General features: G+C 68.0%; 23 protein-coding genes and 2 pseudogenes. 12 read left to right on the plus strand and 13 right to left on the minus strand.

Annotated elements, in window-relative coordinates; genetic code table 11:
- The first annotated feature begins 430 nt into the window (after positions 1-430).
- The 5 genes from ACIQ09_RS03055 (at position 431) to ACIQ09_RS03075 (ending at position 6,447) form a co-directional block, all read left to right on the plus strand.
- Positions 431-1,726: an ATP-binding protein gene (locus ACIQ09_RS03055; RefSeq protein WP_398305921.1), complete on the plus strand. Its 1,296-nt coding sequence runs from the start codon at positions 431-433 to the stop codon at positions 1,724-1,726.
- Positions 1,719-2,168, plus strand: coding sequence for a response regulator (locus tag ACIQ09_RS03060; RefSeq protein ID WP_398305924.1), 450 nt, complete (start codon positions 1,719-1,721; stop codon positions 2,166-2,168). The genes ACIQ09_RS03055 and ACIQ09_RS03060 overlap by 8 nt, the downstream gene beginning before the upstream one ends.
- The gene (locus ACIQ09_RS03065) at positions 2,165-4,264 is read left to right on the plus strand and encodes a putative bifunctional diguanylate cyclase/phosphodiesterase (protein ID WP_398305927.1); all 2,100 of its coding nucleotides are present in this window, start codon (positions 2,165-2,167) and stop codon (positions 4,262-4,264) included. The genes ACIQ09_RS03060 and ACIQ09_RS03065 overlap by 4 nt, the downstream gene beginning before the upstream one ends.
- A 155-nt stretch (positions 4,265-4,419) precedes the next feature.
- Positions 4,420-5,208 (plus strand): hypothetical protein, encoded by a 789-nt coding sequence (locus ACIQ09_RS03070; RefSeq protein ID WP_398305930.1) that lies wholly within the window; start codon positions 4,420-4,422, stop codon positions 5,206-5,208.
- A 9-nt stretch (positions 5,209-5,217) separates the two neighbouring features.
- Positions 5,218-6,447, plus strand: a complete 1,230-nt coding sequence (locus ACIQ09_RS03075) for a methyl-accepting chemotaxis protein (RefSeq protein WP_398305933.1) — start codon at positions 5,218-5,220, stop codon at positions 6,445-6,447.
- A 57-nt stretch (positions 6,448-6,504) separates the two neighbouring features.
- On the opposite strand, the gene ACIQ09_RS03080 is transcribed toward ACIQ09_RS03075, so the two are convergent.
- The 9 genes from ACIQ09_RS03080 to ACIQ09_RS03120 form a co-directional block, all read right to left on the minus strand.
- The gene (locus tag ACIQ09_RS03080) at positions 6,505-8,466 is read right to left on the minus strand and encodes a MacB family efflux pump subunit (protein ID WP_398305936.1); all 1,962 of its coding nucleotides are present in this window, start codon (positions 8,464-8,466) and stop codon (positions 6,505-6,507) included.
- Positions 8,463-9,656, minus strand: a complete 1,194-nt coding sequence (locus ACIQ09_RS03085; protein WP_398305939.1) for an efflux RND transporter periplasmic adaptor subunit — start codon at positions 9,654-9,656, stop codon at positions 8,463-8,465. Before ACIQ09_RS03085 ends, ACIQ09_RS03080 begins: the two co-directional genes overlap by 4 nt.
- The gene (locus ACIQ09_RS03090; RefSeq protein ID WP_398305942.1) at positions 9,653-10,273 is read right to left on the minus strand and encodes a hypothetical protein; all 621 of its coding nucleotides are present in this window, start codon (positions 10,271-10,273) and stop codon (positions 9,653-9,655) included. The genes ACIQ09_RS03085 and ACIQ09_RS03090 overlap by 4 nt, the downstream gene beginning before the upstream one ends.
- Before the next feature lie 17 nt (positions 10,274-10,290).
- Positions 10,291-10,629, minus strand: a complete 339-nt coding sequence (locus tag ACIQ09_RS03095; RefSeq protein ID WP_398305945.1) for a DUF3325 domain-containing protein — start codon at positions 10,627-10,629, stop codon at positions 10,291-10,293.
- Position 10,630: 1 nt separating this feature from the next.
- Positions 10,631-12,247, minus strand: a complete 1,617-nt coding sequence (locus ACIQ09_RS03100; RefSeq protein ID WP_398305948.1) for a PepSY domain-containing protein — start codon at positions 12,245-12,247, stop codon at positions 10,631-10,633.
- On the minus strand, positions 12,244-12,546 hold the full coding sequence (locus ACIQ09_RS03105; protein ID WP_398305951.1) for an iron transporter: 303 nt from the start codon (positions 12,544-12,546) through the stop codon (positions 12,244-12,246). Before ACIQ09_RS03105 ends, ACIQ09_RS03100 begins: the two co-directional genes overlap by 4 nt.
- A 13-nt stretch (positions 12,547-12,559) precedes the next feature.
- Entirely contained in the window at positions 12,560-15,052 is a 2,493-nt protein-coding gene (locus ACIQ09_RS03110; RefSeq protein WP_398305954.1) for a TonB-dependent siderophore receptor, read from the minus strand.
- An 81-nt stretch (positions 15,053-15,133) separates the two neighbouring features.
- Complete coding sequence (locus ACIQ09_RS03115; protein WP_398305957.1) at positions 15,134-16,123, minus strand: FecR domain-containing protein; 990 nt, start codon at positions 16,121-16,123, stop codon at positions 15,134-15,136.
- Positions 16,120-16,635 (minus strand): sigma-70 family RNA polymerase sigma factor, encoded by a 516-nt coding sequence (locus tag ACIQ09_RS03120; RefSeq protein WP_398305959.1) that lies wholly within the window; start codon positions 16,633-16,635, stop codon positions 16,120-16,122. The genes ACIQ09_RS03115 and ACIQ09_RS03120 overlap by 4 nt, the downstream gene beginning before the upstream one ends.
- A 232-nt stretch (positions 16,636-16,867) precedes the next feature.
- Here ACIQ09_RS03120 and feoB point away from each other — a divergent pair, with 232 nt between their 5' ends.
- Positions 16,868-18,814 carry a ferrous iron transport protein B gene (gene feoB, locus ACIQ09_RS03125; RefSeq protein WP_398305962.1) on the plus strand — a complete coding sequence of 649 codons (1,947 nt, stop codon included), beginning with the start codon at positions 16,868-16,870 and terminating at the stop codon, positions 18,812-18,814.
- Positions 18,815-18,818: 4 nt separating this feature from the next.
- Positions 18,819-19,094, plus strand: coding sequence for a ferrous iron transport protein A (locus ACIQ09_RS03130; RefSeq protein ID WP_398305965.1), 276 nt, complete (start codon positions 18,819-18,821; stop codon positions 19,092-19,094).
- 24 nt (positions 19,095-19,118) lie between these two features.
- Here the strand turns inward: ACIQ09_RS03130 and bfr (ACIQ09_RS03135) are convergent, their stop codons facing one another.
- Both bfr (ACIQ09_RS03135) and bfr (ACIQ09_RS03140) read right to left on the minus strand, forming a co-directional pair.
- The gene (gene bfr / locus ACIQ09_RS03135; protein ID WP_398305968.1) at positions 19,119-19,592 is read right to left on the minus strand and encodes a bacterioferritin; all 474 of its coding nucleotides are present in this window, start codon (positions 19,590-19,592) and stop codon (positions 19,119-19,121) included.
- 14 nt (positions 19,593-19,606) lie between these two features.
- Positions 19,607-20,095 carry a bacterioferritin gene (gene bfr / locus ACIQ09_RS03140; RefSeq protein ID WP_398305971.1) on the minus strand — a complete coding sequence of 163 codons (489 nt, stop codon included), beginning with the start codon at positions 20,093-20,095 and terminating at the stop codon, positions 19,607-19,609.
- A gap of 236 nt (positions 20,096-20,331) precedes the next feature.
- Between bfr (ACIQ09_RS03140) and ACIQ09_RS03145 the strand changes: the two are divergent.
- From ACIQ09_RS03145 to fur, 4 genes and pseudogenes are all read left to right on the plus strand, one after another.
- Positions 20,332-20,628 (plus strand): annotated as a pseudogene (locus ACIQ09_RS03145) (hypothetical protein); the annotation flags it as partial.
- A gap of 70 nt (positions 20,629-20,698) precedes the next feature.
- A pseudogene (locus ACIQ09_RS03150) lies at positions 20,699-21,184 on the plus strand (TolC family protein); the annotation flags it as partial.
- 70 nt (positions 21,185-21,254) lie between these two features.
- Positions 21,255-21,452 (plus strand): hypothetical protein, encoded by a 198-nt coding sequence (locus ACIQ09_RS03155; RefSeq protein WP_398306011.1) that lies wholly within the window; start codon positions 21,255-21,257, stop codon positions 21,450-21,452.
- Between the two features lie 199 nt (positions 21,453-21,651).
- A complete protein-coding gene (fur, locus tag ACIQ09_RS03160; protein WP_398305974.1) occupies positions 21,652-22,113 on the plus strand; it encodes a ferric iron uptake transcriptional regulator in 462 nt (153 codons plus the stop codon).
- A 33-nt stretch (positions 22,114-22,146) separates the two neighbouring features.
- Here fur and ACIQ09_RS03165 read toward each other — a convergent pair whose 3' ends face one another.
- Both ACIQ09_RS03165 and ACIQ09_RS03170 read right to left on the minus strand, forming a co-directional pair.
- A complete protein-coding gene (locus ACIQ09_RS03165) occupies positions 22,147-22,827 on the minus strand; it encodes a response regulator (protein ID WP_398305977.1) in 681 nt (226 codons plus the stop codon).
- Positions 22,828-22,830: 3 nt separating this feature from the next.
- Entirely contained in the window at positions 22,831-24,252 is a 1,422-nt protein-coding gene (locus tag ACIQ09_RS03170; RefSeq protein WP_398305980.1) for an ATP-binding protein, read from the minus strand.
- Positions 24,253-24,438: 186 nt separating this feature from the next.
- Between ACIQ09_RS03170 and ACIQ09_RS03175 the strand changes: the two genes are divergently transcribed.
- Positions 24,439-25,656, plus strand: coding sequence for an efflux RND transporter periplasmic adaptor subunit (locus ACIQ09_RS03175; protein WP_398305983.1), 1,218 nt, complete (start codon positions 24,439-24,441; stop codon positions 25,654-25,656).
- Positions 25,657-25,659 lie beyond the last annotated feature (3 nt).

Here is a 25,659-nt window from a genome sequence, read left to right on the forward strand (position 1 = left end):
ATGCATTCCATGCCGGAATGAAATAGACGGCATTCCATGAATTCATCCAAGCTATTGAAATAACTAAAAAAGCCTTTTGCTGGGCAATCATCACCAATGACCTGCCAGGTGTTGATTTCCAGCCACCGGAATACAGTCCGTGCCCCCAATCCTGTGGGTTCGAATTCATACGACCTCCGCGCGTTGATTCACAGGCAAGTCGGTGGCCGGAAGTCCACGGTCGAATGAATTCGACCCCACAACAGCGCGCCGCCATTGGCGCTCGCCCCGGTTTCAGAGCGACAGCAGAGGCAAGCAGGAGCAACGCGCCACCTGGCGTCGCGGCCAGGCTGACGCCGGCCACCAGGGCTGCGGAAACCCTACTCAGCACAGGGTTGAAGTCACCGCGCCAAGCGACCAGACTTGAAACACCCCCTCTCCGGAGTGTCCCGTGAGCGCGAAGAGCACGACCCGCATCGCCTCACCCCATGCCCCACCCAGCACCACCGCCGGGTCACGGAGCATGCGTGTCGCCGACCCGCGCTTCGACGAGATTCTCGCCAGCGCCAACGACGCGATCATCTCCATCGACGAATCCCACGTCATCACCCTGTTCAACCGGGGTGCCGAGCGCATCTTCGGCTACAGCGCCGCCGACATCATCGGCCAGCCCCTGGATCGGCTGATTCCCGAACGCTTCGTCGCCCGCCATGGCGGCCAGGTGCGGGATTTTTCGGCGGCCCCGGAGGCCTCGCGGATGATGGCTCAGCGCGGCGAGATCTACGGACGCCGGCGCGATGGCAGCGAGTTTCCGGCCGAAGCCTCGATCTCCAAGTTCCGGGGGCCGGATGGGCTGGTGTTCACGGTGATCCTGCGCGACATCACTGAAAGGCGCGCCGCCGAGCTGATCCTGCGCGGCGCCCATGACGAGCTGGACAGGCGCGTGCGCGAACGCACCGCCGAGCTCGAAGAGCGCAACGCCCAGCTGCAGCAGGAAATCCATGAGCGCCGCCGCGCCGAGAAGCTGCTGGCCGAGCAGGCCCGTGAGCTGGCCCGCTCCAACGCAGACCTGGAACAGTTTGCCTCCGTCGCCTCCCACGACCTGCAGGAGCCCCTGCGCATGGTGGCCAGCTACACCCAGCTCCTGGGCAAGCGCTACCGCAACCGCCTCGACGGAGACGCCGACGAGTTCATGGGCTTCATCGTCGATGGGGCCCTGCGCATGCAGCGCCTCATCAACGACCTGCTCACCTTCTCCCGGGTGGGCAGCCGCGGCAAGGGCTTCCAGCCGGTGGATCTGGCGACCAGCGTGGCCCAGGTGCGCATCAACTTGCGCGCCGCCATCGACGAGAGTGGCGCCCGGATCAGCACCGGCACGCTGCCGGTAGTCAACGCCGACGCCACCCAGATGGAGCAGCTGCTGCAGAACCTGATCGGCAACGCCATCAAGTTCCGCAAGGGCCCGGCGCCCCGCGTGCACATCGACGCCCGGCGCGAGGACGCGGCCTGGCGCATCGAGGTGCAGGATGACGGCATCGGCATCGACGCCCGCTACGCCGAGCGGATCTTCGTGATCTTCCAGCGCCTGCACACCGCCGCCGAATACCCGGGCACCGGCATCGGCCTGGCCATCTGCAAGAAGATCGTTGAGCGCCACGGCGGGCAGATCGGCGTGCAATCAACCCCTGGCGAGGGGACGAGCTTCAGTTTCACACTGCCTGATCGGGAGGAGACCCCCCATGCGTGACCGCCAACGCCCCATCCGGATCCTCCTCGTGGAGGACAACCCCGGGGACGTGCGCCTGACCATCGAAGCCTTCAAGGACAACCGTGTGGACACCCCCCTTGATGTCGCCCGGGACGGCGTCGAGGCCCTGGCCTACCTGCGCCAGGAGGGTATCCACGCCGGCAAGCCACTGCCCGACCTGATTCTCCTCGACCTCAACCTGCCGCGCATGGACGGCGGCGAGGTGCTGGCGGCCATCAAGGCCGACCCGGCCCTGATGCACATCCCGGTAGTGGTGCTCACCACCTCCCGGGCGGAGCAGGACGTCCAGCGCGCCTACCTGCTGCAGGCCGCCTGCTTCATCACCAAGCCGGTGGATTTCGAATGCTTCATCCAGGCGGTTAAGCTCATCGACGCCTTCTGGCTGAGCGTCGTCACCCTGCCCTGCGGCGCGCGCTCATGAGCAGTGCGCACTCCAATGTGCTGCTCGTCGAAGACAACCCCGGCGATGCCCGCCTGATCCAGGAGATGCTGGCCGACGGGGACGGGGACAGCTTCCGGCTATGGCGGGCCGACCGCCTGTCGGCCGGGCTGGACATGCTCTCCAGCGGCGACATTGGCGTGGTGCTGCTGGACCTGTCGCTGCCCGACAGCCTGGGCATCGAGACCTTCTGCACCATGTTTGCCCACGCCCCTCAGGTGCCCATCATCGTGCTCACCGGCACCGACGACGAGGTGATGGCCCTGCACGCGGTCAAGACCGGTGCCCAGGACTACCTGATCAAGGGCGAGGTGAACAGCAACCTGCTGCTGCGCGCCATGCGCTATGCCATGGAGCGCAAGGAGGTCGAGCGGGCCCTGCGGGAAAGCGAGGAGCGCTACGCCCTGGCCGCCGCCGGGGCCAACGACGGCCTGTGGGACTGGCACCTGCAGCGCGGCCGGGCCTACTTCTCGCCACGCTGGAAGTCCATGCTGGGCTTTGCCGACGACGAGATCGGCGACGACCCGGAGGCCTGGCTGGCCCTGATCCACGCCGACGACATCGCCGCCGTGCGCGCCCAGCTCGCCAACCCACAGACCCTCTCCGGCGCGCCCCTCAATGTCGAATACCGCATCCGCACCCGGGGCGGCGACTACCGCTGGATGCTGTGCCGGGGCATGGCTGTGCGCGACCGGGACGGCCAGCCCCTGCGCATGGCGGGCTCCCAGACCGACATCCACGCCCGCAAGCTGGCCGAGGAGCGCCTGCTGCGCGACTCCCTGCGCGACGGCCTCACCGGCCTGTCCAACCGCAACCTGGTGACCCACCGCCTGCACCAGGCCATCGAGCACATGCAGCGCCAGCCGGAGCGGCGCTTTGCGGTGCTGTTCCTCGACCTGGACCGCTTCAAGAACGTGAACGACAGCCTCGGCCACACCACCGGCGACAAGCTGCTGATCGAATGCGGGCGCCGCCTGGGCCTGTGCTGCCGGCCCCACGACACCCTGGCCCGGCTGGGGGGCGACGAGTTCGTGCTGCTGCTGGAGGACATCGACGACGCCACCGACGCCATCCGCGTGGCCGACCGCATCCAGCGCCACTTCGCCACCCCCTTCGTGATCGACGGCTACGAGCTGTTCATGAACTGCAGCATCGGCATCGCCCTGTCGGCCCCCGAATACCACCACCCGGACGAGCTGCTGCGCGACGCCGACACCGCCATGTACCGGGCCAAGGCCGACGGCAAGGCATGCTACGCCCTCTTCGACGCCGACATGCACCACCGGGCGGTGGCGGCCCTGGACATGGAGAGCAGCCTGCGCCGGGCCATCGACCGGAACGGCTTCGTGCTCCACTACCAGCCGGTGATCGAGCTCAGCAGCGGCCGCATCGCCGCTTTCGAAGCCCTGATCCGCTGGCCCCACGAAAGCCGCGGCCTCATCTCGCCGGCCGAGTTCGTCCCCCTCGCCGAAGAAACCAGCCTGATCCTGCCCATCGGCCGCTGGGCCCTGCGCGAGGCCTGCCGCCAGCTGCGCTGCTGGCAGGACGCCGACGGGCGCCTTTCCAGTCTCAGCATCAGCGTCAACCTGTCCGCCCGCCAGTTCTCCGATGAAGGCCTGGTGGGCCAGGTGGCTGACGTACTCGAGGAAACGGGGCTGGCCCCCGCCTGCCTCAAACTCGAGATCACCGAGAGCGTGCTGATGGTCAACGCACAGCTGGCCCTGACACGACTGGCACAGCTGCGGGCCATGGGCATCGGCATCAGCATGGACGACTTCGGCACCGGCTACTCGTCCCTCAGCTACCTGCAGCGCTTCCCCATCGACACCCTGAAGATCGACCAGTCCTTCATCGGCGCCATGGCCCACACCATCGAGGGTGCCGAGATCGTGCGGGCCATCCTCAACCTGGGCAAGGCTCTGCACCTGGAAGTGATCGCCGAGGGCGCCGAGAGCGTCGCCCAGGTGGACATGCTCCGCGACATGGGCTGCCCCCTGACCCAGGGCTTCTTCTTCTCCCGCCCCCTGCCCCACCACGAGGCCGAAGCCCTGCTCCGGGCCGCGCCCCCCGCCGCCTGAGCCCCCACGACCGGCCGAGCTTCTTATCGCCGGTTAACGACCCCGCACAGGAGACGCGCCGACAATCGGCTTCGCCGCTGCGGCCCATTGCGGGACAAGACCCGACACGGATAGCGGCCCGCAGCGCCCTCGCCCCCTCCCCAGCAGGTACCCCCATGCACACGCTCCTTGCCCCCGCCGTGGCATTGCTCAACCGCCTGAGTTTCCGCGGCAAGTTCACCATCATCATCCTCTGTGTGCTCATCGCCCTGGCCGGCCTCGGCGGCTCCCTGGGGGCCGCCCTGTGGGGTGAAGTCCGCCACACCCGCAACGAGCAGGCCGGTGTCGCCACCCTGGTGCCCACCCTGCACGCGGTGCAGATGATCCAGCAGCACCGGGGCCAGATGGTCAGCGTGCTGTCCGGCAAGCCCGAGTTGAAGCCCCGGGCCGACGAGACCGCCGCCCAGGCCGACCGCTGGCTGGACAAGGCCGACGCGGCCCTGGCTGCCTCCCCCACCCTCAGCGGCACCGCAACCGGATGGACCGCCGTGCGCAAGGACTGGAAGGATCTGGTCATCTCCGGCGGAAGCCTGGATGCCGCCGCCAGCCGGATTGCCCACCGCAAGGTGATCGAAGCCCTGCTGGCCCACGCGAAAGCGGTGATCAGCGCATCCGGCCTGCTGCTGGACACCGAAGCCGGTTCTTTCTACATGATCGACGCGACCCTCGATGCCCTGCCCGAGCTCATCGAACGGATCGGCAAAATGCGCGCCACCGGCAACCTGCTGCTCAGCAGGAAAACCGGCAGCGATCAGGAACGGGAAGACCTGACCGTGCTGATGGCCACGGCCGAAGCCGAGTACCGGAAAGTCATCCAGAAGCTCCGCCGCGCCAGCGAGGGCCACCCGGAGATCGTCACCAGCATCGCAGCCCTGGAATCCGGGACCGGCCCCCACCTGGCCTAGCTGACCGGGGTGGCCCGCAGCGACATCATCCCCGGGCGCTACGAGACCCCGGCGGCTGAGTGGGTGCAGCGCTCCACCGCGGCCATCGACGCCCTCTACGAGAGCGCCTTCGAGCATTTCATCCCCGAACTCCAAGGCCTGCTCGCCGATCGCGAGTCCCGCCTGATGCGCACCTTCACCCTGTCAGCAACGGCGGCCATCGGCATCGCCCTGCTGGTGACCTACCTCCTCGCCGCCGTCGCCTCGGCCATCGGCGGCGCCGTGGCCAGCCTGGCCGGCAATGCCGAGAAGGTGGCCGACGGCGACCTGACCGTGCACGTCGAGCTCGCCACCCGGGATGAACTGCAGCGCGTCGCCAGCGCCTTCAACCGCATGGGCGAATCCATTGCCCAGCTGCTCCAGGGGGCGCACAAGACGGCTGACGACCTGTCTGCCGCGGCCGATCACCTGGCCAGCTCCTCCAGCGACGTGGCCCGCGGCTCGGCCCACCAGAGCGACGCGGCCAGCGCCATGGCGGCGGCGGTCGAAGAGATGACCGTCGGCATCAACCACATCGCCTCCAACGCCCGCGACGCCCAGAGCGAAGCCACCCACGCCGGGCAGCTATCCACCGAAGGCAGCGAAGTGGTGCGCCAGACCGTGGATGACATCGGCCGCATCTCCGAAGTGGTGAAGCGCTCCGCCGGCATCATCCGCAAGCTCGGCGACCAGTCCTCGCAGATCTCGGCCATCGTCGGCACCATCAAGGAGATCGCCGACCAGACCAACCTGCTGGCCCTCAACGCCGCCATCGAAGCCGCCCGTGCCGGCGAGCAGGGGCGTGGCTTTGCGGTGGTGGCCGACGAGGTACGCAAGCTGGCCGAGCGCACCACCCAGTCCACCCAGGAGATCGCCGGCATGATCGGTGGCATCCAGGAAGGCGCCCAGCATGCCGTGCGGGCCATGGAAGAAGGGGTCGAGCGGGTCAGCGAGGGCGTGGACCGGGCCGGCCAGGCCGGCACCGCCATCGCCCACATCCGTGCCGGCGCCGGGCGCACCGTCAATGCCATCAACGAAATCAGCGACGCCCTCGGCGAACAGAGCGCCGCCAGCACCGAAATCGCCCGACAGGTGGAAGGGATCGCCCAGATGGCCGAGAACAACAGCGCCAGCTCCCAGGCCTCGGCCCGCACCGCCCAGCAACTCAAGGACCTGGCGGTGCGCCTGGAACAGGATATCGGGCGCTTCCGGCTGAACTGAGGTCTGCCTCCACGGATAGGCCCGCGCGCGCGCCACTTGCCCCCGACCCAACATGCGCTACTCGCCCGCCAGCGCCACCACCGGGTCCAGGCGAGCAGCCTGGCGGGCTGGGAGATAGCCGAACAACAAGCCGGTGGCAACTGCGCAGGCAAACGCGCCGAGCATTGCAGTCACCGAAAAGATCACTGGCACCTGCCAGAGGATGAGGAGTGCTCCGACGCTCAAACCCGCCGCCACCCCCAGCGCCCCACCCACCACCGTCAGCAGTACCGACTCGGTCAGAAACTGGCGCAGGATGTCGCGCTGGCGAGCCCCCGTGGCCATCCGGATCCCGATCTCGCGAGTCCGCTCACGCACCGTCATCAGCATCACGTTCATCACGCCGATGCCACCCACCACCAGGGACACGGCGGCGATCAGGCCCAGCATCATGGTCATCGCCTCGCGGGTCTCCATCTCCGCCTGCAGCTTGGCCGCGGCGTTGCCGATGCCGAAGTCCTCCCGCCCGTGCCGCTCCAGCATGAGCCGGCGGATGGCCTGCTCGGCCGCCATCACCTGCTCTGCCCCAGCCGCCTCGATGACCGTGTAGTCAGGCTGGGTCTGGGCCCGATAGACCCGGGCACGACCGGCGCGATAGGGGATGAAGACCATGTCGTCGTAGTCCTGGCTGCCGGATTCGGCACCGCGCTCGGCCATCACGCCTATCACCTCGAAGGGGGCTGTACCGATCAGCAAGTGCTGGCCGGTGGGGTAGGCCCCATCGGGGAAGAAGTTCTCCCGCGCCTTGTGGCCAAGCACCACCAGGGGCGCCAGATCGCGGTCTTCCTGGGCATTGAAGAAACGCCCGACGGCGACGGGCCAGCGGTGCATGCGAGGCATGGCTTCGGTGCCGGCAAAGACGTACAGATTGCGCTCCACGTTGCCACGGCGGACCGAGATCGGATCACCGATCACCGGCATCACCCTGGCCACCTCGGGCAGGGCCGCAAGGGCAGCGAGGTCCTCCTCGGTGACGACCCCGCCAGGGCCGCCGGCAGGCGGAGGCCGGCTGCCCATGTACATGATGGTGGCGCCCATGCTGCCCATCTGGGTGGCCACCTTTTGCCGTGCCCCTTCGCCGATGGCCAGCATGGCGATCACCGATGCCACACCGATGACGATACCGAGCAGGGTCAGCCCGGTGCGCCCGCGGTTCATGCGCATGCCACGCCAGGCGCTGCGGGCGGCCTCGCGCAGTTCGGCACGCCAGACCCCGGCGCCCGCCCTGCCCGGCGGCGTGTCGGGCAGCCCTGCCGGGGCATGGCCCCGGGCAGATGGTGCCGGTACGCCCGAATCGGCAACGATCCGTCCATCCTGGATCTCGATCACCCGGCGGGCCTGGGCCGCCACCCGGTGATCGTGGGTGATGAGGATGACGGTGTGCCCGGCCTCCGCCAGTTCGGCCAGCAGGGTCATGACCTCGGCGCCGCTGCGGGAGTCGAGGGCGCCGGTGGGCTCATCGGCCAGGATGATGCGCCCGCCATTGACCAGGGCCCGGGCAATCGACACCCGCTGCTGCTGGCCGCCGGACAACTGCCGGGGACGGTTGTCCAGGCGCTCGCCGAGGCCGAGGCGTTCGAGCAGGGCGGTGGCCCGCGCCGACCGCTCAGCTTCACTCATGCCAGCATAGACGGCGGGGACTTCGACGTTCTCCCGGGCGGTCTCGCTGGGAATCAGGTGGTAACCCTGGAAGACGAAGCCGAAGGCCTCACGGCGCAGCCAGGCCAGGCGATCGGCATCGAAGCCGTCCACGTCCTGCCCGGAGAAGAGATAGCGGCCGGAGGTGGGCCGGTCCAGGCAGCCCAGGATGTGCATCAGCGTGGATTTGCCCGAGCCCGAGGCGCCGACGATGGCGACGAACTCCCCGGCGTGGATGTCCAGCGAGATGCCGCGGAGCACGTCCACCAGGGGCTGCTCGCCGCCGCCGTAGGTCTTGCACAGGCCACTCAGGGTGATCAGGGGAATAGGCACAGCGCTCACCAGGTGAATCTCCGCACGCCACCGTCGCGCCGACGCTCGGCAAGCACCAGGGCCTCCCCTTCGGCAAGCCCTGTGCGCACCTCGACCTGATGGCGATTGCGCACGCCGGCCACCACTTCACGCCGCTCGATCGTGCCGCCGGGCAGGCGGACCCGGGCCGTGAATCGGTCGGCCACCCCAGGCACCGGCTCCAGGGCGGCCAGGGGCGCATGCAGGCGGCCCCTGGCGGCGGCCGTCACGATGCTGACCTGGGCGGTCATCTGGGGCATCAGCTCGCCATCGGCGTTGTCCACATCGAACAGCACGGTGTAGGCCACCGCCTTGCTGGCCGCCGGCTGGGCCGACGCCCCCTGCGTCACCGCGGCGGGACGTGGCGCCGGCAGGATCTGACGCACCGAGCCGCTCCAGCGCCGGGGCTGCGCGGCGCCGTGCCCCCCCAGGGTGGTGAAATAGACCGCCTGCCCGGGCTTGACCTGACGCACGTCCGCCTCCGACACCTCGGTCCATACGGTCATGCCAGACAGGTCGGCGATGCGCAGGATGTGGGGCGTCTGGTAAGTGGCGTTGAGGGTCTGCCCCTCCCGGGCCTCGATGCTCACCACCGTGCCGGCCATGGGGGCATCGATGCGGGTGTAGCCCAGGCGGGCTTCGTCGGCCTGCAGGGTGGCCTGGGTCTGGCGGATCTGCGCCCTCAGGCTGTCTACCCGCGCCCGCGCCATCGCCAGGCTGGCATCTGCGTTGTCCACATCCTCCTGGCGGGTCGCCTCATCGCGGACGAGTTGCTGCTGGCGTGCCTGCTGCCGGGTCGCCAGTTGCAGCTGGGCCTGCTGCTCGGCCAGCTGGGCGTGCAGACCGGCCAGCGCCGCCCGACCCGCCTCGACGGTGGCCCGTTGCACGCTGGGGTCGATCTCGACCAGCAGATCGCCCTTGCCCACCGCACTGCCGGGCTGTACGTGCAAGCGGGTGATCCGCCCCGACACCTGGGCACCGATATCCACGTAGCGGCGGGGTTCGAGGGTGCCGATGGCGGTGACCGTGGCTTCGATGTCGCCCCGAGTCACGCCCATGGTCTCGTACCCCACCTCCGGACGCGACGCCCACCATACGCCTGCCGCCAGCGCCGCAAGCACGGCAACCATGCCCACCAGCCGGCGCGATGGCAGGTGCCTGCGCACCTTGGCGCCTGTCATTCGCCCTCCCGGAAGCTCAGGGTCGCGGTATGCCGGACCTCGTTGTAGCGCTTGCCATCCACCACGGCAGCCCCGCCGTCCATCCGGGCGGAGACCACCAGCACATACAACCCGGGGATGGGCGTATCCAGGGTCACGCTGCCATCCCCGGCGGGGCGCAGTGTCTTGTGCCAACCGGTGGCGGTACTCACCCGGACCTGGGAGGCGCTGACGGCCTCGCCTTTCCAGAACAGGCGGAAGGTCGAGCCTCCACTTTGGGTGGGCACCAGTTCCAGATCGCTTCCGGCGCGGGTTTCGTGACGGCCACTGCGGGCGTGAAGGAACTCGAGGGTGCCCGCGGCGGTTTCAGCCCGGGCTGAGAAGCGCAGATCACCGGGCGGGACGACGGGAAGATCCCAGCGCACGCCCTGGGCGGGTGCGTCCACCGGCTTGCCGGATGCGGCCAGGATCTTGGCGCCATACAGGGAAAGCGGCCGGGGCGCCCCGATCTCGCCGGCGAGGATCCGCACGCCCGCACCGGCGGGCTCGATCCACACGTAGTCGGCCCGGGCGCCGGACGCTGCCAGGAGGGCGAGCGTAGCCGCCGCGACCCGTGCCGCATGCTTGAATAAGATCATTTGGAAATCGTTCCAGGTCAGGACAACATCAGCACCACGGCGCCCGTCAGACTGAACAGGGCCAGCCGGGCCTGGGCGCGGGGCGCATAGGGCAGCGAGAACACCAGGATCAGCGCCGCCACGGAAAGCAGCCCGAACCAGGCCACCGGCCCGATGGCCCAGCCCCAGCTGCGCCCGCAGTACCACAGGGCCAGACCGAGCAGCCCCCAGCCGGCAGCACGCAGCGTGCCGGATAGCGGGGCTCCAGGCCTGCGGCCGAGAGCCTGGGCGTGATGCCGATCCATGGCCAGGCACAGCCCGGTCAGGGCGGCATGACACAGCAACAGGCTCGTCACGATGGAAACACCGCTCACCATGTCAGAGCCCCTCCACCGCGTGACCGGGGGCCTGCCGGCCAGCGGCACCGGCGTTGGTACGCAGCCTTGCGCCGAGACGCATCCACGCCAGGGCAAACATGGCGCCGAAGGCGAGGCTCGTCAGCTCGACGCCGGCACTCTCCCCATCGCCCCGCAACAGGGCCGCAAGCAGGTGGTCTCCCGTACTCAGGGCGTTCACCAGGGGCAGCCCGAGGCAGAGCACTGCGGCGGCTGCCAGTTGCTCGCGCCAGGCCCGCATCGGTGGGCGCAGGCTGGCATGGACCAGGGTGAGGAGCCACACGGCGAAGAACAGGCGGATCTCCCAGGCGGCCCGCGCCTCGATCCCGAGGGGCAGCAGGCGGTTGATCCACAGATAGGCCACGCAGCTCAGGCCCAGGCCGACGATGCCGGCCACGTTGAGGGCCTCGATGATCTGCAGGACCCGCGGCGTGGCGGTGCCGAACGCGTCGCCACTGTGGCGCCGGCGCTTGACCATGAAGAGGATCGCGCCCGTGGCCAGCATTGCCGAGCCGGCCATGCCGCTGATGAAATACAGCCACTTCATCGGGTCGCCGCCGAAGCGCACGAAGTGCAGGGCGTTCATGGTGCGCTGAACCGCCAGCACCTGACCGCCCCGGGTGGTGTTGGGACGCTGCACGTCCAGCACCTCGCCGGTGACGGCATCAAACTGCACCCGGCCACTGCTGCGGCCCACCAGGCGATCAGTGTCGGCATCAGGATCAAAACGCCCGAACACCCGCACGGCCGCGCTGCGATCGCCAGGGTGACTGACAGTGACGAAAGCCGCTTCCCGGGCCAGGGCCTGCTCGGCCTTGGCGAGCAAGGGCGCCATGGGGGCCACATCAGCGGCCACATGCAGTTCGGGGCGCGGCGCCGGCCCTTCGGTGAGGGCGCTGAAGAAGGCTTCCTGGTCGCCGTCATAGCGGGCCAGGATGCCGGCCGGCATGTAGGTTGCCCAGAAGATGGTCAGGCCGGTGTAGGTGATCATGAACAGGAATGGCAAGGTCAGCACCCCCAGGGCGTTGTGCCCATCCAGCCAGGAGCGCTGGCCCTTGCCGGGCCGGAAGGTGAAGAAGTCGGTGAAGATCTTCTTGTGCACGACGATGCCCGAAACCAGGGCCACCAGCATGGCCAGGGTGGCGATGCCGACCACCCAGATGCCCGCCGTCCCCGCATGAAACTCGAAGTGCATGTGCACGAAGTGATGCCCGCCCTCCGTCTCGCGCACCTGGGATGCCGGCATCAGCTCGCCGCTGGCCGGGTCAAGGCGATGACGCTGCACCGGCCCGTCGTCATGCTCACGCCAGGACACGCGCAGCGCCGGGTCATCTTCGGCGGGCAGGCCGATGCTCCAGAAGTCGGCTCGGGGCGCCTTGCCGGCCAGGAAGGCCTGGGCGGTGCGCACGGCCTGTGCACGCGCCTCGGCACTGAGTGGCGCCACGGCCTCGGCCCGCCCCTTGTCACGCATCCAGTGGGAGATGGCGTCGTCGAACACGCCCAGGGTACCGGTCAGGAAAATGGCGAACAGGATCCAGGTGAACCACAGGCCTCCCCAGGTGTGCAGCCAGGCCATGGACTGGCGGAAACCGGCCTTCATGGCTGCGCTCCCAGCAGTTCGAAAAGCCCCGCCAGCGCGCCCATCAAGGCACTCGAACCCAGCAGGAGGGCCCAGGCCCGCCGGGCGCTGGCGGCGGCAAATACGCCGATCACGGCGGCCACATGGAAGGCGAAGCCGAACAGGGTCGCCCCGAGCACCGCCTCCGGCACCGATGAAGGCAGCAGGTGGCTGAGCAGGACGACCGCCGTGGAGGCCATCAGATAGCCTCCGAAGATCGCCGCCAAGACCCGCGACAGCACGGCCGGCTCGGCCCGGGGGGCAGGAGAAGAGGAATTCATGGGCACTCCCGGGTCAGAACAGGTAGGTCAGGCCGACCCGCAGGCTGCGCGGTTCACCGTAGTAGGACGACGAGGACGTGGTCTGGTAGGTCTTGTCGAACAGGTTGTAGAGATTGATCGACGCAGTGAGCTGTTTCGCGATGGTGTAGTGGGCCGTCAGGTCCACCAGCGCGTAGCTGCCCTGGATCACCCGGGGCGAACCCGGCACCCAGCTGAAGTCGGACCAGGTCCGGTTCTGCCAGCGCACCCCGCCGCCGACACGCAGGCCGTTGCCGACGCTGGGCATGCGGTAGGTGGTGAACAGTTTCAGGGTGTTCTGGGGCACGTTGGTGTTGAGCAGGGCGCCATTGCGATCCTGGGTCATGTTGCGCGAGAAGCCGAAGGCGGCCTGCCAGTTACGGGCAATCTGGCCGTTGGCCTCCACCTCGAAGCCGCGCGTGCGGGTACCGGACGCCGCCCGGTAAGCCTGGGAGCCGTCCGGCGCCAGCACACCGGGCAGTGCCACGGCAAAATTGTCCTGCTGGATCTTGTACACCGCAGCGGCCACATTGAGCCGGCCACCCTGGAGCTCCCCCTTCATCCCCAGTTCGTAGGCATCGCCCAGCAGCGGATCCAGGGACGCACCGGTGACGGTCTTGTTGCTCTGGGGCTTGAAGATGTTGGTGAAGCTGCCATAGACCGACCATTGGCGGTCAATCTCATGGACCAGTGCCGCGTAGGGTGTAAAGCGGTCACCCCATTCGCGCCGCTCGGTGGAACTCACCCCCGTGGCGTAGTTGCTGTTGAACTTCTTGTCGCCCCAGCTGGTGGTGCGCCCGCCGATGATCAGGGACAGGGGGTCGGTGATGCGCAGGCGCGCAGTGGCATAGGCGCTGCGGGTGTATTCGCTGTAGTTGAAATCGCCCTTGACGGAGTTGTCGGGCCGGCCCGGGGTACTGCCATTCCAGCGGCGGATGTCTCCAATCGGCAGGATGTACCACAGGTGATAGGACTCGGAATCCTGCAGGGTGTGGGACACGGTGGCCCCCAGTGCCACGTCGTGCTTGCGCCCGAACGCAGTGAAGGGGCCACGGGCACTCAGATCGAGGCTGTTCTGGTTGGGCTGACCAGCCCAGCGCCCGCCATAGAGGTTGATGCCCACTCCGGTGATCTTGTCGGGGGAGCCGCCAGCCGCATAGCCGAGCTGCTCATCGAAGCGGGTGCGGTCGTGGGAGTAGACACCCTTGAGCACCCACTCGTTATCGAGACGATGCTCCAGGGAGGCGAACAGGGCCACGCTCTCGCGGCTGGAATAGGCCCAGTCGGCGGCGGCCGAATCGGAGCGTTTCCAGCGGGTCCGCGTACCGTCGGAGTAAAACAGTGGCAGCCCGCCCCGGGTGTGGCCGGTGGCCTCGTGCTCCTGGTAGGTCAGCCCGAAGGCCGCCAGCGTGGTGGGCGTCAGATCCGCCTCGAAGACGCCATACAGGATCTTCTTTCGCTCCTGCAGCCGATCGATGTGGGAGCCGTTTTCCTGCATCGCGGCGACAAAGCGGCTGCGCAGGCGCCCACCCTCTTCGATGGGCAGCGAAACGTCCGCCTCGGCGCGGCGATGCTCCCACGAACCGGCCTCGACCCGCACGCTGCCCTGCATCTCCCGGGTGGGACGCTTGCGGATCAGGTTGATGGTGGCACTGGGCAGGCCGATACCGTTCATCAGCCCGGTGGCCCCGCGTACCACTTCAACCCGGTCGTACAGCACCATGTCATTGCTCTGGTAGATGCTGCTGTAGTTGCTGTTCAGGTGGCCGATGCCATCCACCAGGTAGTTCTCCACCTCGAAGCCACGGGAGTAGATGGGGCTGGAGTCGGAGCCCAGGTTGCCGGCCTGGCTGAGGGTCAGGCCCGCCGTCTGGCGCACCACGTCGGCGAGCTGGATCAGCCCCTGGTCGTCCATCTGCTGGCGGGTGATCACCGACACCGACTGGGGCGTTTCGCGGATCGACAGGGGGAGCCGGGTGGCCGTCTGCATCGGACCGCTGCTGGTGTAGGAGCCGCTGCCCTCGGTCACCGCATCGGCCAGCGCATTTGCCCGCACGGTGACAGGCTGGAGGGTGGTGCCGTCGGTGACTGGCCTGGGCAGCGCTTCAAGCCGGTAGTCGCCACTCCCTTGGCTGACAGCATGCAGGCCGGACTCGGCAAGCAGCTTGTCGAAGCCTTGCTGGACGGTATGGCGCCCCTTGAGCCCGGGGGATTGACGTTGGCGCAGACCGGCGGCATCGAAGGACAGGGCGACACCCGCGTCGGCGGCGAAGCGCGCCAGCACGGCGCTCAGGGAGCCTGCAGGAATGTCGAACTCCCGGGGCTGCCCTTTGACCACCGGCACCTGGCCCTCTGCTGCAAAGGCCTGGGGAGCAGGAACGAATCCGATGGCCATCAGGCCAAGTACGGTGCCACGCAGTACCCTGGCGGGGACACGGCGGGAGGCGCGGGACGCCGCGCGGGGTTGGGCTTGAAGGCGATTCGGCATGGGTTTCACTTGAGTAGATTGGGTGGTTCTACCCGGGGGCCGAAACAGACCCCGCAACAGTGCACCTGCCGGTGAAAAAAATCAGGCGGCTTCGACAGACACCCAGTAGCGGGTGCGCCAGACGTGGCGGACGGGAAAGGTGTCCGCCAGCAGTTGCAGCGCACGATCCGTATCGTCGAGGGGGAACGCGCCCGAGACCCGCAACCCGGCAACCGCCGGATCGCAGCGCAGGACACCTCTGCGGTAGCGCCCGAGTTCGGCAACCCACTCACCGAGGGGCATGTCGACGGCAACCAGGCTGCCCGTCACCCACGCGGCCGTGGCCGGCCCCGAGGGCTCAGGGCCGGCGCCGGCGCCGGCGGGCAATCCGAAATCCAGCCGCTGCCCGGCGCCAACGAGGGTTCCGTCACCCGCCGTCCCGTTCTGCATGACCCGCACCCTGTCCTCGATCACAGCCACCTGACTCAGATCGGCATGGGTACGCACCGTGAAGCGGGTGCCCAGGGCCTCCACCAGCCCATGCCCGGTACGGACCCGGAATGGACGCCCCACCCCACCTGCCGCCGCACCGGCATCCCGGGCGGTGGCAATCAGGACACGCCCCCGATGGAGATGGATCAGGCGCTGACGGGCATCGAAGACGACGTCGAGGGCACTGTCGGTATCCATCACCAGCAGGCTGCCGTCATCCAGGGTAAAGGGACGGCGCTCGCCGACCCGGGTCTGGCGGGAGGCCTGCCAGGCCCGCCATGGTGTACTGTGCCCCAGCTGCCAGGCCAGGGGCATCGCGGCCCCGGCAAGGAGCAGACTGCACAGCACAGCCCGTCGATGACTTCCACCACCACGCAGGGCGTGCCCGGCAAGGGGGCCGGGAACACGGCTGAACTGCCCACAGACATGCTCCACCTGCATCCAGGCCCGCCGATGCAGCTCTGACGCGGCCAGCCAGCCTTGCCAGGCCTCGTTCACGCCATCCCCGGCGGCACCGGAGCCCAGGCGCGCATACCATTCGGCTGCGGCGCGGATGGCCTCCCTGTCGTCGCGGGCCAGGGTCGGGGCCTGCGGCGTCATTCGCGCACCTGCTGCAGCTGGTAGAGGCAACAATGCTCCATGGCACGGGCCATGTAGTTGTTCACCGTACGCAGGGAGATCTCAAGCCGGGCGGCGATCTCCGGGTAGGTCAAGCCATCGCACTGGGCCAGCAGAAAGGCTTGCTTCACCCGGGGGCCGAGCCCGTCGAGCATCCGGTCGATGTCCATCAAGGCCTCGATCACCAGCGCACGCGTCTCGGGAGAGGGCCATTCCTGCTCCGGCTGCTGCGCCAGCAGCTCAAGATACTGGCTCTCCAGGCTGCGCCGCCGGAACAGATCGACGACCAGCCCCTTGGCAATGGTGACCAGGTAATGACGCGGCTCGGCGATCAGATCGGCGTTACGCGCACGAATCACCCGCACAAAGGCGTCCTGGGCCAGATCGGCCGCATCACTGGCGTTGCCCAGCTTGCGTCGCAGCCAGCCATTCAGCCAGCCATGGTGCACACGGTAAAGCTCGGTGACAGCTTCGGTTTGTGTAACGGTACTCACGGGAGCCTCCAGGCAACGGGCTCGCTGGCTAGCCGCAGACGGGCATGGCTGGCTAATTTTTGATAATGGTTCTCATTATCTTTAATTCCATGATGAGCGTCAAACCTACGCCCTGCAGCAGGGCCATGCTGTCCACTGTTTGCTATTACGCAATAACGCGAATGATTTTCGTTTGCAAATTGAGGTATGATCGTGCCTCCCGAGCCACGATTTCACCCCTTCCCTGCAGAGCATGAGCGGAACCCTCAGCATTCCCGGCACCTTCCTGCTGGTCGGCCACCCCAACGTGGGCAAGTCGGTCCTGTTCCATCGCCTGACCGGCGCCTACGTCAATGTGTCGAATTACCCGGGCACCACCGTCGAAGTCACCCGGGCCAGCGCCCGCTTCGACCGGGACGCGGCCCTCCTGGACACGCCGGGCGTGCTGTCCCTGCCTTCCCGCAGTGACGATGAACGCACCACCGTAAGGGCCCTGCTCAACGAACCGACCCGGGCCCTGCTGCAGGTGGGCGACGCCAAGAACCTGCGTCGCACCCTCACCCTGACAGCCTTGCTGGCCGAGCTGAATGTGCCCCTGGTGCTGGCCCTCAACATGCACGACGAGGCCGCCGCCCGGGGCGTGACCATCGACATGGAGGCGCTGGCCAAAGCGCTCGGCGTACCCGTCGAGGCCACCGTGGCCACCGACGGCAAAGGCATCGGCGCCCTCACCCGGCACCTGGCCGACGCCCGGCCGCCGCGGTGCATCCTGCACTACGACAAGGCCATCGACGCGGACATCGAACGGGTCGCCGCCGCCATCACCCAGCACTGCCCCCACCCCGTGCTGGCCGCCCGCGGTCTGGCCATCCTCTTTCTCGGTGGCGACGATGAGGTGGCCGCCTGGATGCGCGACAAGGCCGGTCCGAACTTCTCCCACATCCTGGCCCTGCGCCAGGAAGCCCGGGCCCGGGTGGAGGGCGACCTGCCCACCCTGCTGGCCAGGGAGCGCACCGAGGCCGCCGATGTGCTGGCCGCCAGCGTGGTCAGCCGCAGCGTGAAAAGCAGCCCGCTACTCAGCCAGCGGGTCGGCCAGGCGGTGGTGCACCCCGTGTGGGGCCTGCCCATCCTGCTGGCCGTGCTTTACCTGATCTACGAGTTTGTTGGTGTCTTTGGTGCCACTACGCTGGTCGGCCTGCTGGAGGAAGACCTCTTTGAAGGCGTGCTCAACCCTGCGGTGACCCAGTTCATTGAGGCCGTCGCCCCGGCCAGCTGGGTGACCGAGCTGCTGGTCGGCCAGTACGGCCTATGGACCATGGGCATGACCTACGCCCTGGCCCTGATCCTGCCCATTGTCACCACCTTCTTCCTGGCCTTCGGCGTGCTTGAGGATTCGGGCTACCTGCCACGCCTGTCGGTCATCGCCAACCGCCTGTTCGCCCTCATCGGCCTCAACGGCCGGGCGGTGCTGCCGATGGTGCTGGGCCTGGGCTGCGTCACCATGGCCACCCTCACCACGCGCATCCTGCACAGCCCGCGGGAGCGCCTGATCACCACCTTCCTGCTGGCTCTGGCCATCCCCTGCTCGGCGCAGCTGGGCGTGGTGCTGGGCATGCTCGGCAGCCTGTCCTTCAAGGCCGTGCTGGTGTGGGCCCTGGCCATGGTCGGCATCCTGATGCTCACCGGCTTCCTGGCCTCGCGGCTGATCCCCGGACGGCGCATCCCGCTGGTCACCGAGCTGCCGCCCATGCGCCTGCCCATCTTCGGCAATGTGCTGAAAAAGACCGCCGGACGCCTCAAGTGGTATCTGGTGGAGGTGATCCCCCTGTTCCTGGTGGGTACCTTCCTGATGTTCAGCCTGGACAAGCTCGGCGTGCTGCCGGCCATCATCCGCGCCGGCGAACCGCTGGTGTCGGGCTGGCTGGGCCTGCCGCCGGAGGCCAGTGCAGCCTTCGTGATGGGCTTCCTGCGCCGCGACTTCGGCGCCACCGGCCTGTTCGCCATGGCTGACAGCCTCAGTCCGATACAAGCGGTGGTGGGAATGATCACCATCACCCTGTTCATTCCCTGCTTCGCCAGCCTGATGATGATGGTCAAGGAACAGGGCCTAAAGACGGCCGCCACGATGGTGGCGCTGATCGTGCCTTTCGCCTTCCTGGTGGGCGGGCTGTTCAATATCGCCCTGCGCGCCCTCTGGTGAGAGCATGAGCCACACATCCGCCCCGCCCGCCCCGTTGCCTGCCCACCTGGCCCTCGTACCGCTGGCCTTCATTGCCCCGGGCACCGAGGTACGCCTGGCCGCCCTGGGCGAAGGGATTGCCCCTCACCAGCGGGAGCAGCTCACCGCCTACGGCCTGGCCGAGAACCGACCGATCCGGGTCCTGCAGCAGCGCCCGATGACCGTGATCCTCGCTGATGAAGTGGAGCTGGCCCTGGAGCACAGTGTGGCGCGCCACATCTGGGTCAGCCGGCCGGACTGAAACCGGCCTGCCTGCTCCGCGGGCTCAGTCGTCGATCTGCGACTGCAGATAGTTGGGCAGCGTCACCACGTCGATCAGCGAGCGCTGCGTTTCCAGCCAGTCGATGGCTTCTTCGCAAGCCTCCAGCAATTCCTGGAGCAGGTCGCGGCTGACAAAATCGGACTCGCTTTCCGCCAGGGCCACCGCCTCGACCAACAAGGGGCGTTGCACATCCCGTTCGTACTGGAGGTCGTACTGCAGGCATTCAGCCACGTTCTCGCCGATCATCAGCTTGCCCAGGTTCTGCAGGTTGGGCAGGCCCTCCAGGAACAGCACCCGCTCGATGATCTCGTCCGCTTCCTTCATGACGCGGATGGACTGCTTGTAGTTGTAGTCGTTGAGCCGCTCGAAACCCCAGTTGCGGAACATCCTGGCATGCAGGAAATACTGGTTGATCGAAGTCAGCTCGTTGAACAGCACCTTGTTGAGGATGCCGATGACCTTCTTGTCGCCCTTCATGGTCTATCTCCCTCTCAAGCCGCAGCAGCCCCGGAGCCCATCTGGCTCTGGAGGTAGTTGGGCAGGCCGACCGCATCGATCAGGCGCAGCTGTTTTTCCAGGTAGTAGGCGTGATCCATCTCGGTGTCTTCGAGCTGGACCAGCAGCATGTCGCGGCTCACATAGTCTCCGGCCTTCTCACAGGCGGCAATGGCCTTTTTGAGCTCGCCCACCACGTGGTATTCCAGGTTCAGGTCGGACTTGAGCATGGCCGGCACCGTATCGCCCACATGCAGCGGGTTGCGCTTGTCCACGACCGCCACGCCCTCCAGGAACTGGATGCGCTGGATCAGGGCGCGGGCATGCTCACGTTCATGCTCGGACTCGTGCAGGGCCTTCTCGGCCAGGCGGCCAAAGCCCATGTCCGAATACATCTCTCCATGGATCAGGTACTGGTCCACCGCGGTCAGCTCGCCTGCAAGGAGGGTGTTGAGGATACCAATGATCTTTTTATCGCCTTTCATGGGGCTTCTCCAAATGACTCAGGCTTCAAGGCTGGCATCACTTGTCGCCGGGATCAAGCTCAGGCACGTCGATTGTGAGTGAATCTCAACTGCGATTCCGGCCGGAAGGCAGGATCTGACTGGGATTCAGCCTCCCCGCCCCCGGGGGAAAAACACTGCGACACCCTGGAAGTGCACTTCCGGTGGTGCTGAAACGGCTCCCGATATGTAACCCGGAACCGTCATCCAGCCCTCACATGTCCCGCCCAGCCACTTTCACCTTCCCGCCGCACGCCGTCCTGACAGCATTGCTCAGTCTGGCCTGCAGCGCCTGTACCACTGCCCCGCCCTCTTCGATCCAGCCTCCCGCCCCACCCTCATCCGTCTGGCACAACGCCCCGTCGTCCACCACGCAGGATTGGCCGACGGCAGGCTGGTGGGCGCAATTTGGCAGCCCGGAACTCACTCGGGTCGTGCACCTGACCCTTCATGACAACCCCGAGATGGATGCAGCCGTGGCCCGCCTGCAACAGGCTGAAGCCCTGGCACGGCAGACCCGCTCCGCCTTGTTGCCAAGTGTCGATGCCAGCCTGGGCCTATCACGCAGCCGCAGCATCCTGAGCAATGGGGAAAGCGAATCCCGCAGCCTCCACGCCCTGGGGCTCCAGACCAGCTACGAGTTGGACCTGTGGCGACGCATCGGCAACGCGTCGGCTGCCGCTACAGCCCGGGCTCTCACTCACGGCAAGCCTGACATCGGCTTTCGAGAACCCCTCCCGTCTCTTCGACGCACCGCTATACGGGCTCGCCGGAACCCTCCTTGCCCCGGTGTTCAACGGGGGCCGCCTCGCCGCCGGACGGGATGCCGCGGTCGCCGATCAGGCGGCACTGCTGGCGAGCTACCGCAGAACGGTGATCGCTGCCCTGGGGGACGTGGAGCGCAGCCTCGCAGCGCTCGCCGGCATCGAACGGCAGCGTCTGGCCCAGGCGCAAGAGCTCGCTGCGGCCCGGCGCGCGACCGTCCTCTCCGAAGCACGCTATCGGGCCGGAGCGGACAGCCTCATCGTCCTGCTGGATGCCCAAAGAAACGAGTTCGCAGCACGGGACACGGCCCTGCAACTCGTGCAGGCCCGCCTTCAGGCCAGCCTCGATCTTTACAAGGCCCTGGGCGGCGGCTGGCATGCCCCCCATCCATATCCCCGGAATGGTCACCTGCCTGGTGTGCCGACAGTGCGGCAAGCGCATTCCACTGCACGACAGCGCCATTGCGGCCCCGCTCTCAAGGCTCGCGATCGACAACGGCCTCGCCATCGGGAACGAGCACATCGAGATCGTCGTGTCCTGCCATGGCTGCGAGAAAGAGGTCAATGAGGTCTGAAAGCCGGCTCGGGGCTGGAGTCAATTAATGATAAGTATTATCATTACTATCAGGAAGCTTCGTGGGTGCCTGATCGGATGCAGCCTGCCAGGCGCCCCGCCTTGCACTTCAGGGGGCGAGCGGTCCACGCCCGCGGCTCCACTTCCTTCGGAACCACTGGGCGCTCACGCCCAATTCTTCCACTCCATCGAGCGGCCCCATGACCCGACCCGCCTCAGACAACGCCAGCGACATCCACTCCAGCGGTCTCAAGGCCACCTGGCCGCGAATCCGCATCCTCCGCCTGTTTCAGGAAGCCACCCAGCACCACCTGAGCGCCGAGGACGTCTACCGCACCCTTCTGGCCGACGGTGAGGAGATCGGCCTGGCCACCATCTACCGCGTCCTCACCCAGTTCGAGCAGGCCCGGCTGCTGTCGCGCCTGCATTTCGAATCCGGCAAGGCCGTGTATGAACTGAACGAGGGCCACCACCATGACCATCTCGTGTGCGTGCTATGCGGCCGCGTAGAGGAGTTCTGCGATCCGGAGATCGAGCGCCTGCAGCACCTGGTGGCGGAGCGACGGGGGTTCCAGCTGCGGGACCATGCCCTGTCCCTTTACGGCGTGTGCTCCGACCCCGCCTGCCGGGCCCGCCACGGCAAGCGCGAGATCGATGACTGAGACACGCCTGGCACCTCACCCGAACCTCCAGCCTCACTCTCCTTCGAAGCGGTAACCCACCCCGTAAATCGAGCGGATCAGCGGTGCCTCCGGGGCGATCTGCTCCAGCTTGCGGCGCAGGTTCTTGATGTGGCTGTCCACGGTGCGGTCCGTCACCACCCGGTGGTCGTCGTAGAGGCCGTCGAGGAGCTGCTCGCGGGAGAAGACCCGCCCCGGCGCCGCCGACAGGGTGCGCAACAGGCGGAACTCGACCGGGGTGAGATCCAGCTCGATGCCGTGAAAGCTGGCGCGCCAGCCGGCTTCGTCGATCTGCAGCGGCGCCCGCTCGGGGGGCGGGGTGCGCCGGTTGCGGCGCAGCACGGCCTTGCAGCGGGCCACCACCTCCCGCGGGCTGTAGGGCTTGCAGATGTAGTCATCGGCGCCCAGCTCCAGCCCCAGCAGGCGGTCGATCTCCTCGACGCGGGCGGTGGTCATGATCACCGGCAGCTCGCTGAAGCTGCGCAGCTCACGGCAGATGTCCAGGCCGTCGCGGCCGGGCAGCATCAGATCGAGCAGCACGAGATCGGGCTCGCGGGCGCGGATGGCGGAAATGACGTCGAGGCCATTGGCGATCCAGGCCGTCTCGTGGCCGGCGGCCTTGAGGTAGTCGCCCAGCAGGGCGGCAAGCTTGGGCTCGTCTTCGACGATGAGGATGTAGGCGGACACGCTGTCCATGGTTCAGGGCTCCACGGCCGGAAAACGCAGCGCCACCCACACGCCACCCAGGGGTGAGGCCAGGGCCGTGATGGTGCCGTCGTGGGCCTCGACGATGCTGCGGCAGATGGCCAGCCCGAGGCCGGAACCGCCGGTGGCCCGGTTGCGCGAGGCCTCGCCGCGGAAGAAGCGCTCGAACAGCCTGGGTAGCAGGGTGTCGGGCACGCCGGGGGCCGAATCCAGGAAATCGATGCACAGATCCTCCCCCTCGCGGCGGGTGACCACCTTCAGGCTGCCACCGGGGTCGGTGTAGCGCAGGGTGTTCTCCACCAGGTTGCGGAACAGCTGCTCAAGGCGGGCCTCGTCGGCCGCCATGCGCAGCCCGGGGGCCAGCTCCAGCACCAGGCCCAGCCCGGCGCCGGCCAGGCGGTCGCGAAAGGCACCAACGGTACGCGCCAGCACCTCGCCAACCGCCACCGGGGTCTTGCGATAGACCAGCGCGCCCAGATCGGCGAGGGCCAGCTCGTTGAGGTCATTGACCAGCCGGGTCAGGGTCATCACCTCAGCCTTGAGGGACTGCAGGGCCTCGGCATCCAGGCGGCGCACGCCATCCTCCATGGCCTCCAGCTCACCGCGCAGCACGCTCAGCGGGGTGCGCAGCTCGTGGGACACGTCGGCCATGAAATCGCGGCGCATGCGCTCATTGGCCTCCAGGGCCCGGGCCAGGCTGTTGAAATCCCGGGCCAGCTGGCCCACCTCGTCGCCGGAGCTGGGCACCACCCTTTCGGCGTAGTCGCCGGCCGCCAGGCGATGGGTGGCGGCCGCCACCTGCTTGATGGGCGCCACCAGCGTGCGGGCGATCCACAGGGAGATGGCCACCGCGAACAGGGCCGCAATGCCCCCGACCAGCAGGGTGGCGTGGAGCTGCTCGTCGTAGAAGCGCCGGGCGCCGGTGTCGCTGACGCTCTGGAAGGGCCCCATCAGCAGCCAGCCCACGGTTCTGCCCTCCACCACCACCGGGCGCCGCACCACGCTGTCGCCAGCGACGATGCGCGGGTTGCCCATCACGAAGCGCTGCTCGGCATCGATCAGGCTGAGGCGGAAGACCGCGCCGGTGAGATCGGACTCGGGGGGCGCGTCCAGCGGCAGGTTGCGGGATGCCCGGTCCGCCTTCTCGCGCTCCGGGTCCTCCTCCCCCCCCCGGGGGCGGGTAAGGTGAAACCACACGCGCCGATTGTTGCGCAGGAAGTCCCAGCTGCCTTCCCGTGTGTAGGCGCTGACGAACTTGGGCGTCACGTCCTCGACCCGCTGCAGGGCCAGTTCGTCCATGTAGCCCACAAAACCGCGGGTGAAGCTCCAGCGCCCGGCCACGCCCATGGCCAGCAGCACCGCGAGGGCCACCAGCAGGACGGCAAGGAAGGCTTTGGTGGTGATGCCAAGTTTCATGCGTTCAGGCGAGGGATGGGGAAAAGGAAGGAAACGGAAAGACCGCGCCGGGGACGCCATTAAGCCCCCGCGGCGGGGCAAGATCAACGGGGGCGGGAGCATCTCCACAATGTCTCCCATTTCCCTGCACATTTGGTTTCCACAATCGGGGCATCAGAAATCGGCACTCCGCTGAAAGGATTCCAGATGCCTCCCCTCCCCCACGCCCGGCGCCACCCCATGCTCAGCGCCACCGCGGCGGCCGTCGTGGCCGCCCTGCTGGCTGGCTGCAACCCTTCCGCAGCGCCCACCGACACCGGCAAACCGCCCGCCGGCCCCGCCGAGGTCGGCGTGGTCACGGTGCAGGCCAGGCCCGTCACCCTCACATCCGAACTGCCCGGCCGCACGGTGTCCACCGTCGTTGCCGAAGTGCGGCCCCAGGTCGGCGGCATCGTCCGCGAGCGCCTGTTCACCGAAGGCGCCGAGGTGAAGGCCGGGCAGCTGCTGTACCGCATCGACCCGGCCAGTTACCAGGCTGCCGTGGATAGCGCCAGGGCCGCCCTCGCCAAGGCCCGGGCCAACGTGGACACCCTGCGCCCCAAGGCCGCCCGCTACGCGGAGCTGGCCGACATCAAGGCCGTCGCCCAGCAGGACACCGACGACGCCCTGGCCGCCCTGCGGCAGGCCGAGGCGGATGTGGCCTCGGCCCGGGCCGCCCTCGACAGCGCCGCCATCAACCTCGCCTACACCCGGGTCACCGCGCCGGTCTCGGGGCGCATCGGCAAGTCGGCGGTCACGCCGGGGGCCCTGGTCACCGCCGGCCAGGCCACCGCCCTGGCCACCGTGCAGCAGGTGGACCCGATCTACGTGGACCTCACCCAATCCAGCGCCGACGCCCTGCGCCTCAAGCGCGCCTTCGAGGCCGGGCAGATCCGCCAGGCCGGGCGCAACCAGGCGGCCGTCACCCTGATCCTCGAGGATGGCAGCCGCTACGGCCGGGAAGGCCGCCTGCAATTCACCGACATCACGGTGAATGAGGGCACCGGCACCGTGGGCCTGCGCGCGGTGTTCCCCAACCCGAAGGGCGATCTGCTGCCCGGCATGTACGTGCGCGCCGTACTGGAAGAAGGCGTGGCCGAGAAGGCCGTGCTGGTGCCCCAGCGCGGCGTGTCGCGCAACGTGAAGGGCGAGGCCACCGCGCTGGTGGTGGGCGCCGGCAACAAGGTGGAACAGCGGGTGCTTGCCGTCGGTCGCCCGGTCGGCGACAGCTGGCTGGTGAATGACGGCCTGGCCGCGGGCGAAAAAGTCATCGTCGAGGGCAGCCAGAAGGCCCGCCCCGACGCGGTGGTGACGCCGGTTTCGATTGACGCCAAGGTCGCCGCCCGCCCGGCCGTACCGGCCGGCAACACCAAGCCGGGAGCGTAAATC

This window comes from Zoogloea sp. (assembly GCF_044344315.1).
Taxonomy (GTDB): Bacteria; Pseudomonadota; Gammaproteobacteria; order Burkholderiales; family Rhodocyclaceae; genus Zoogloea.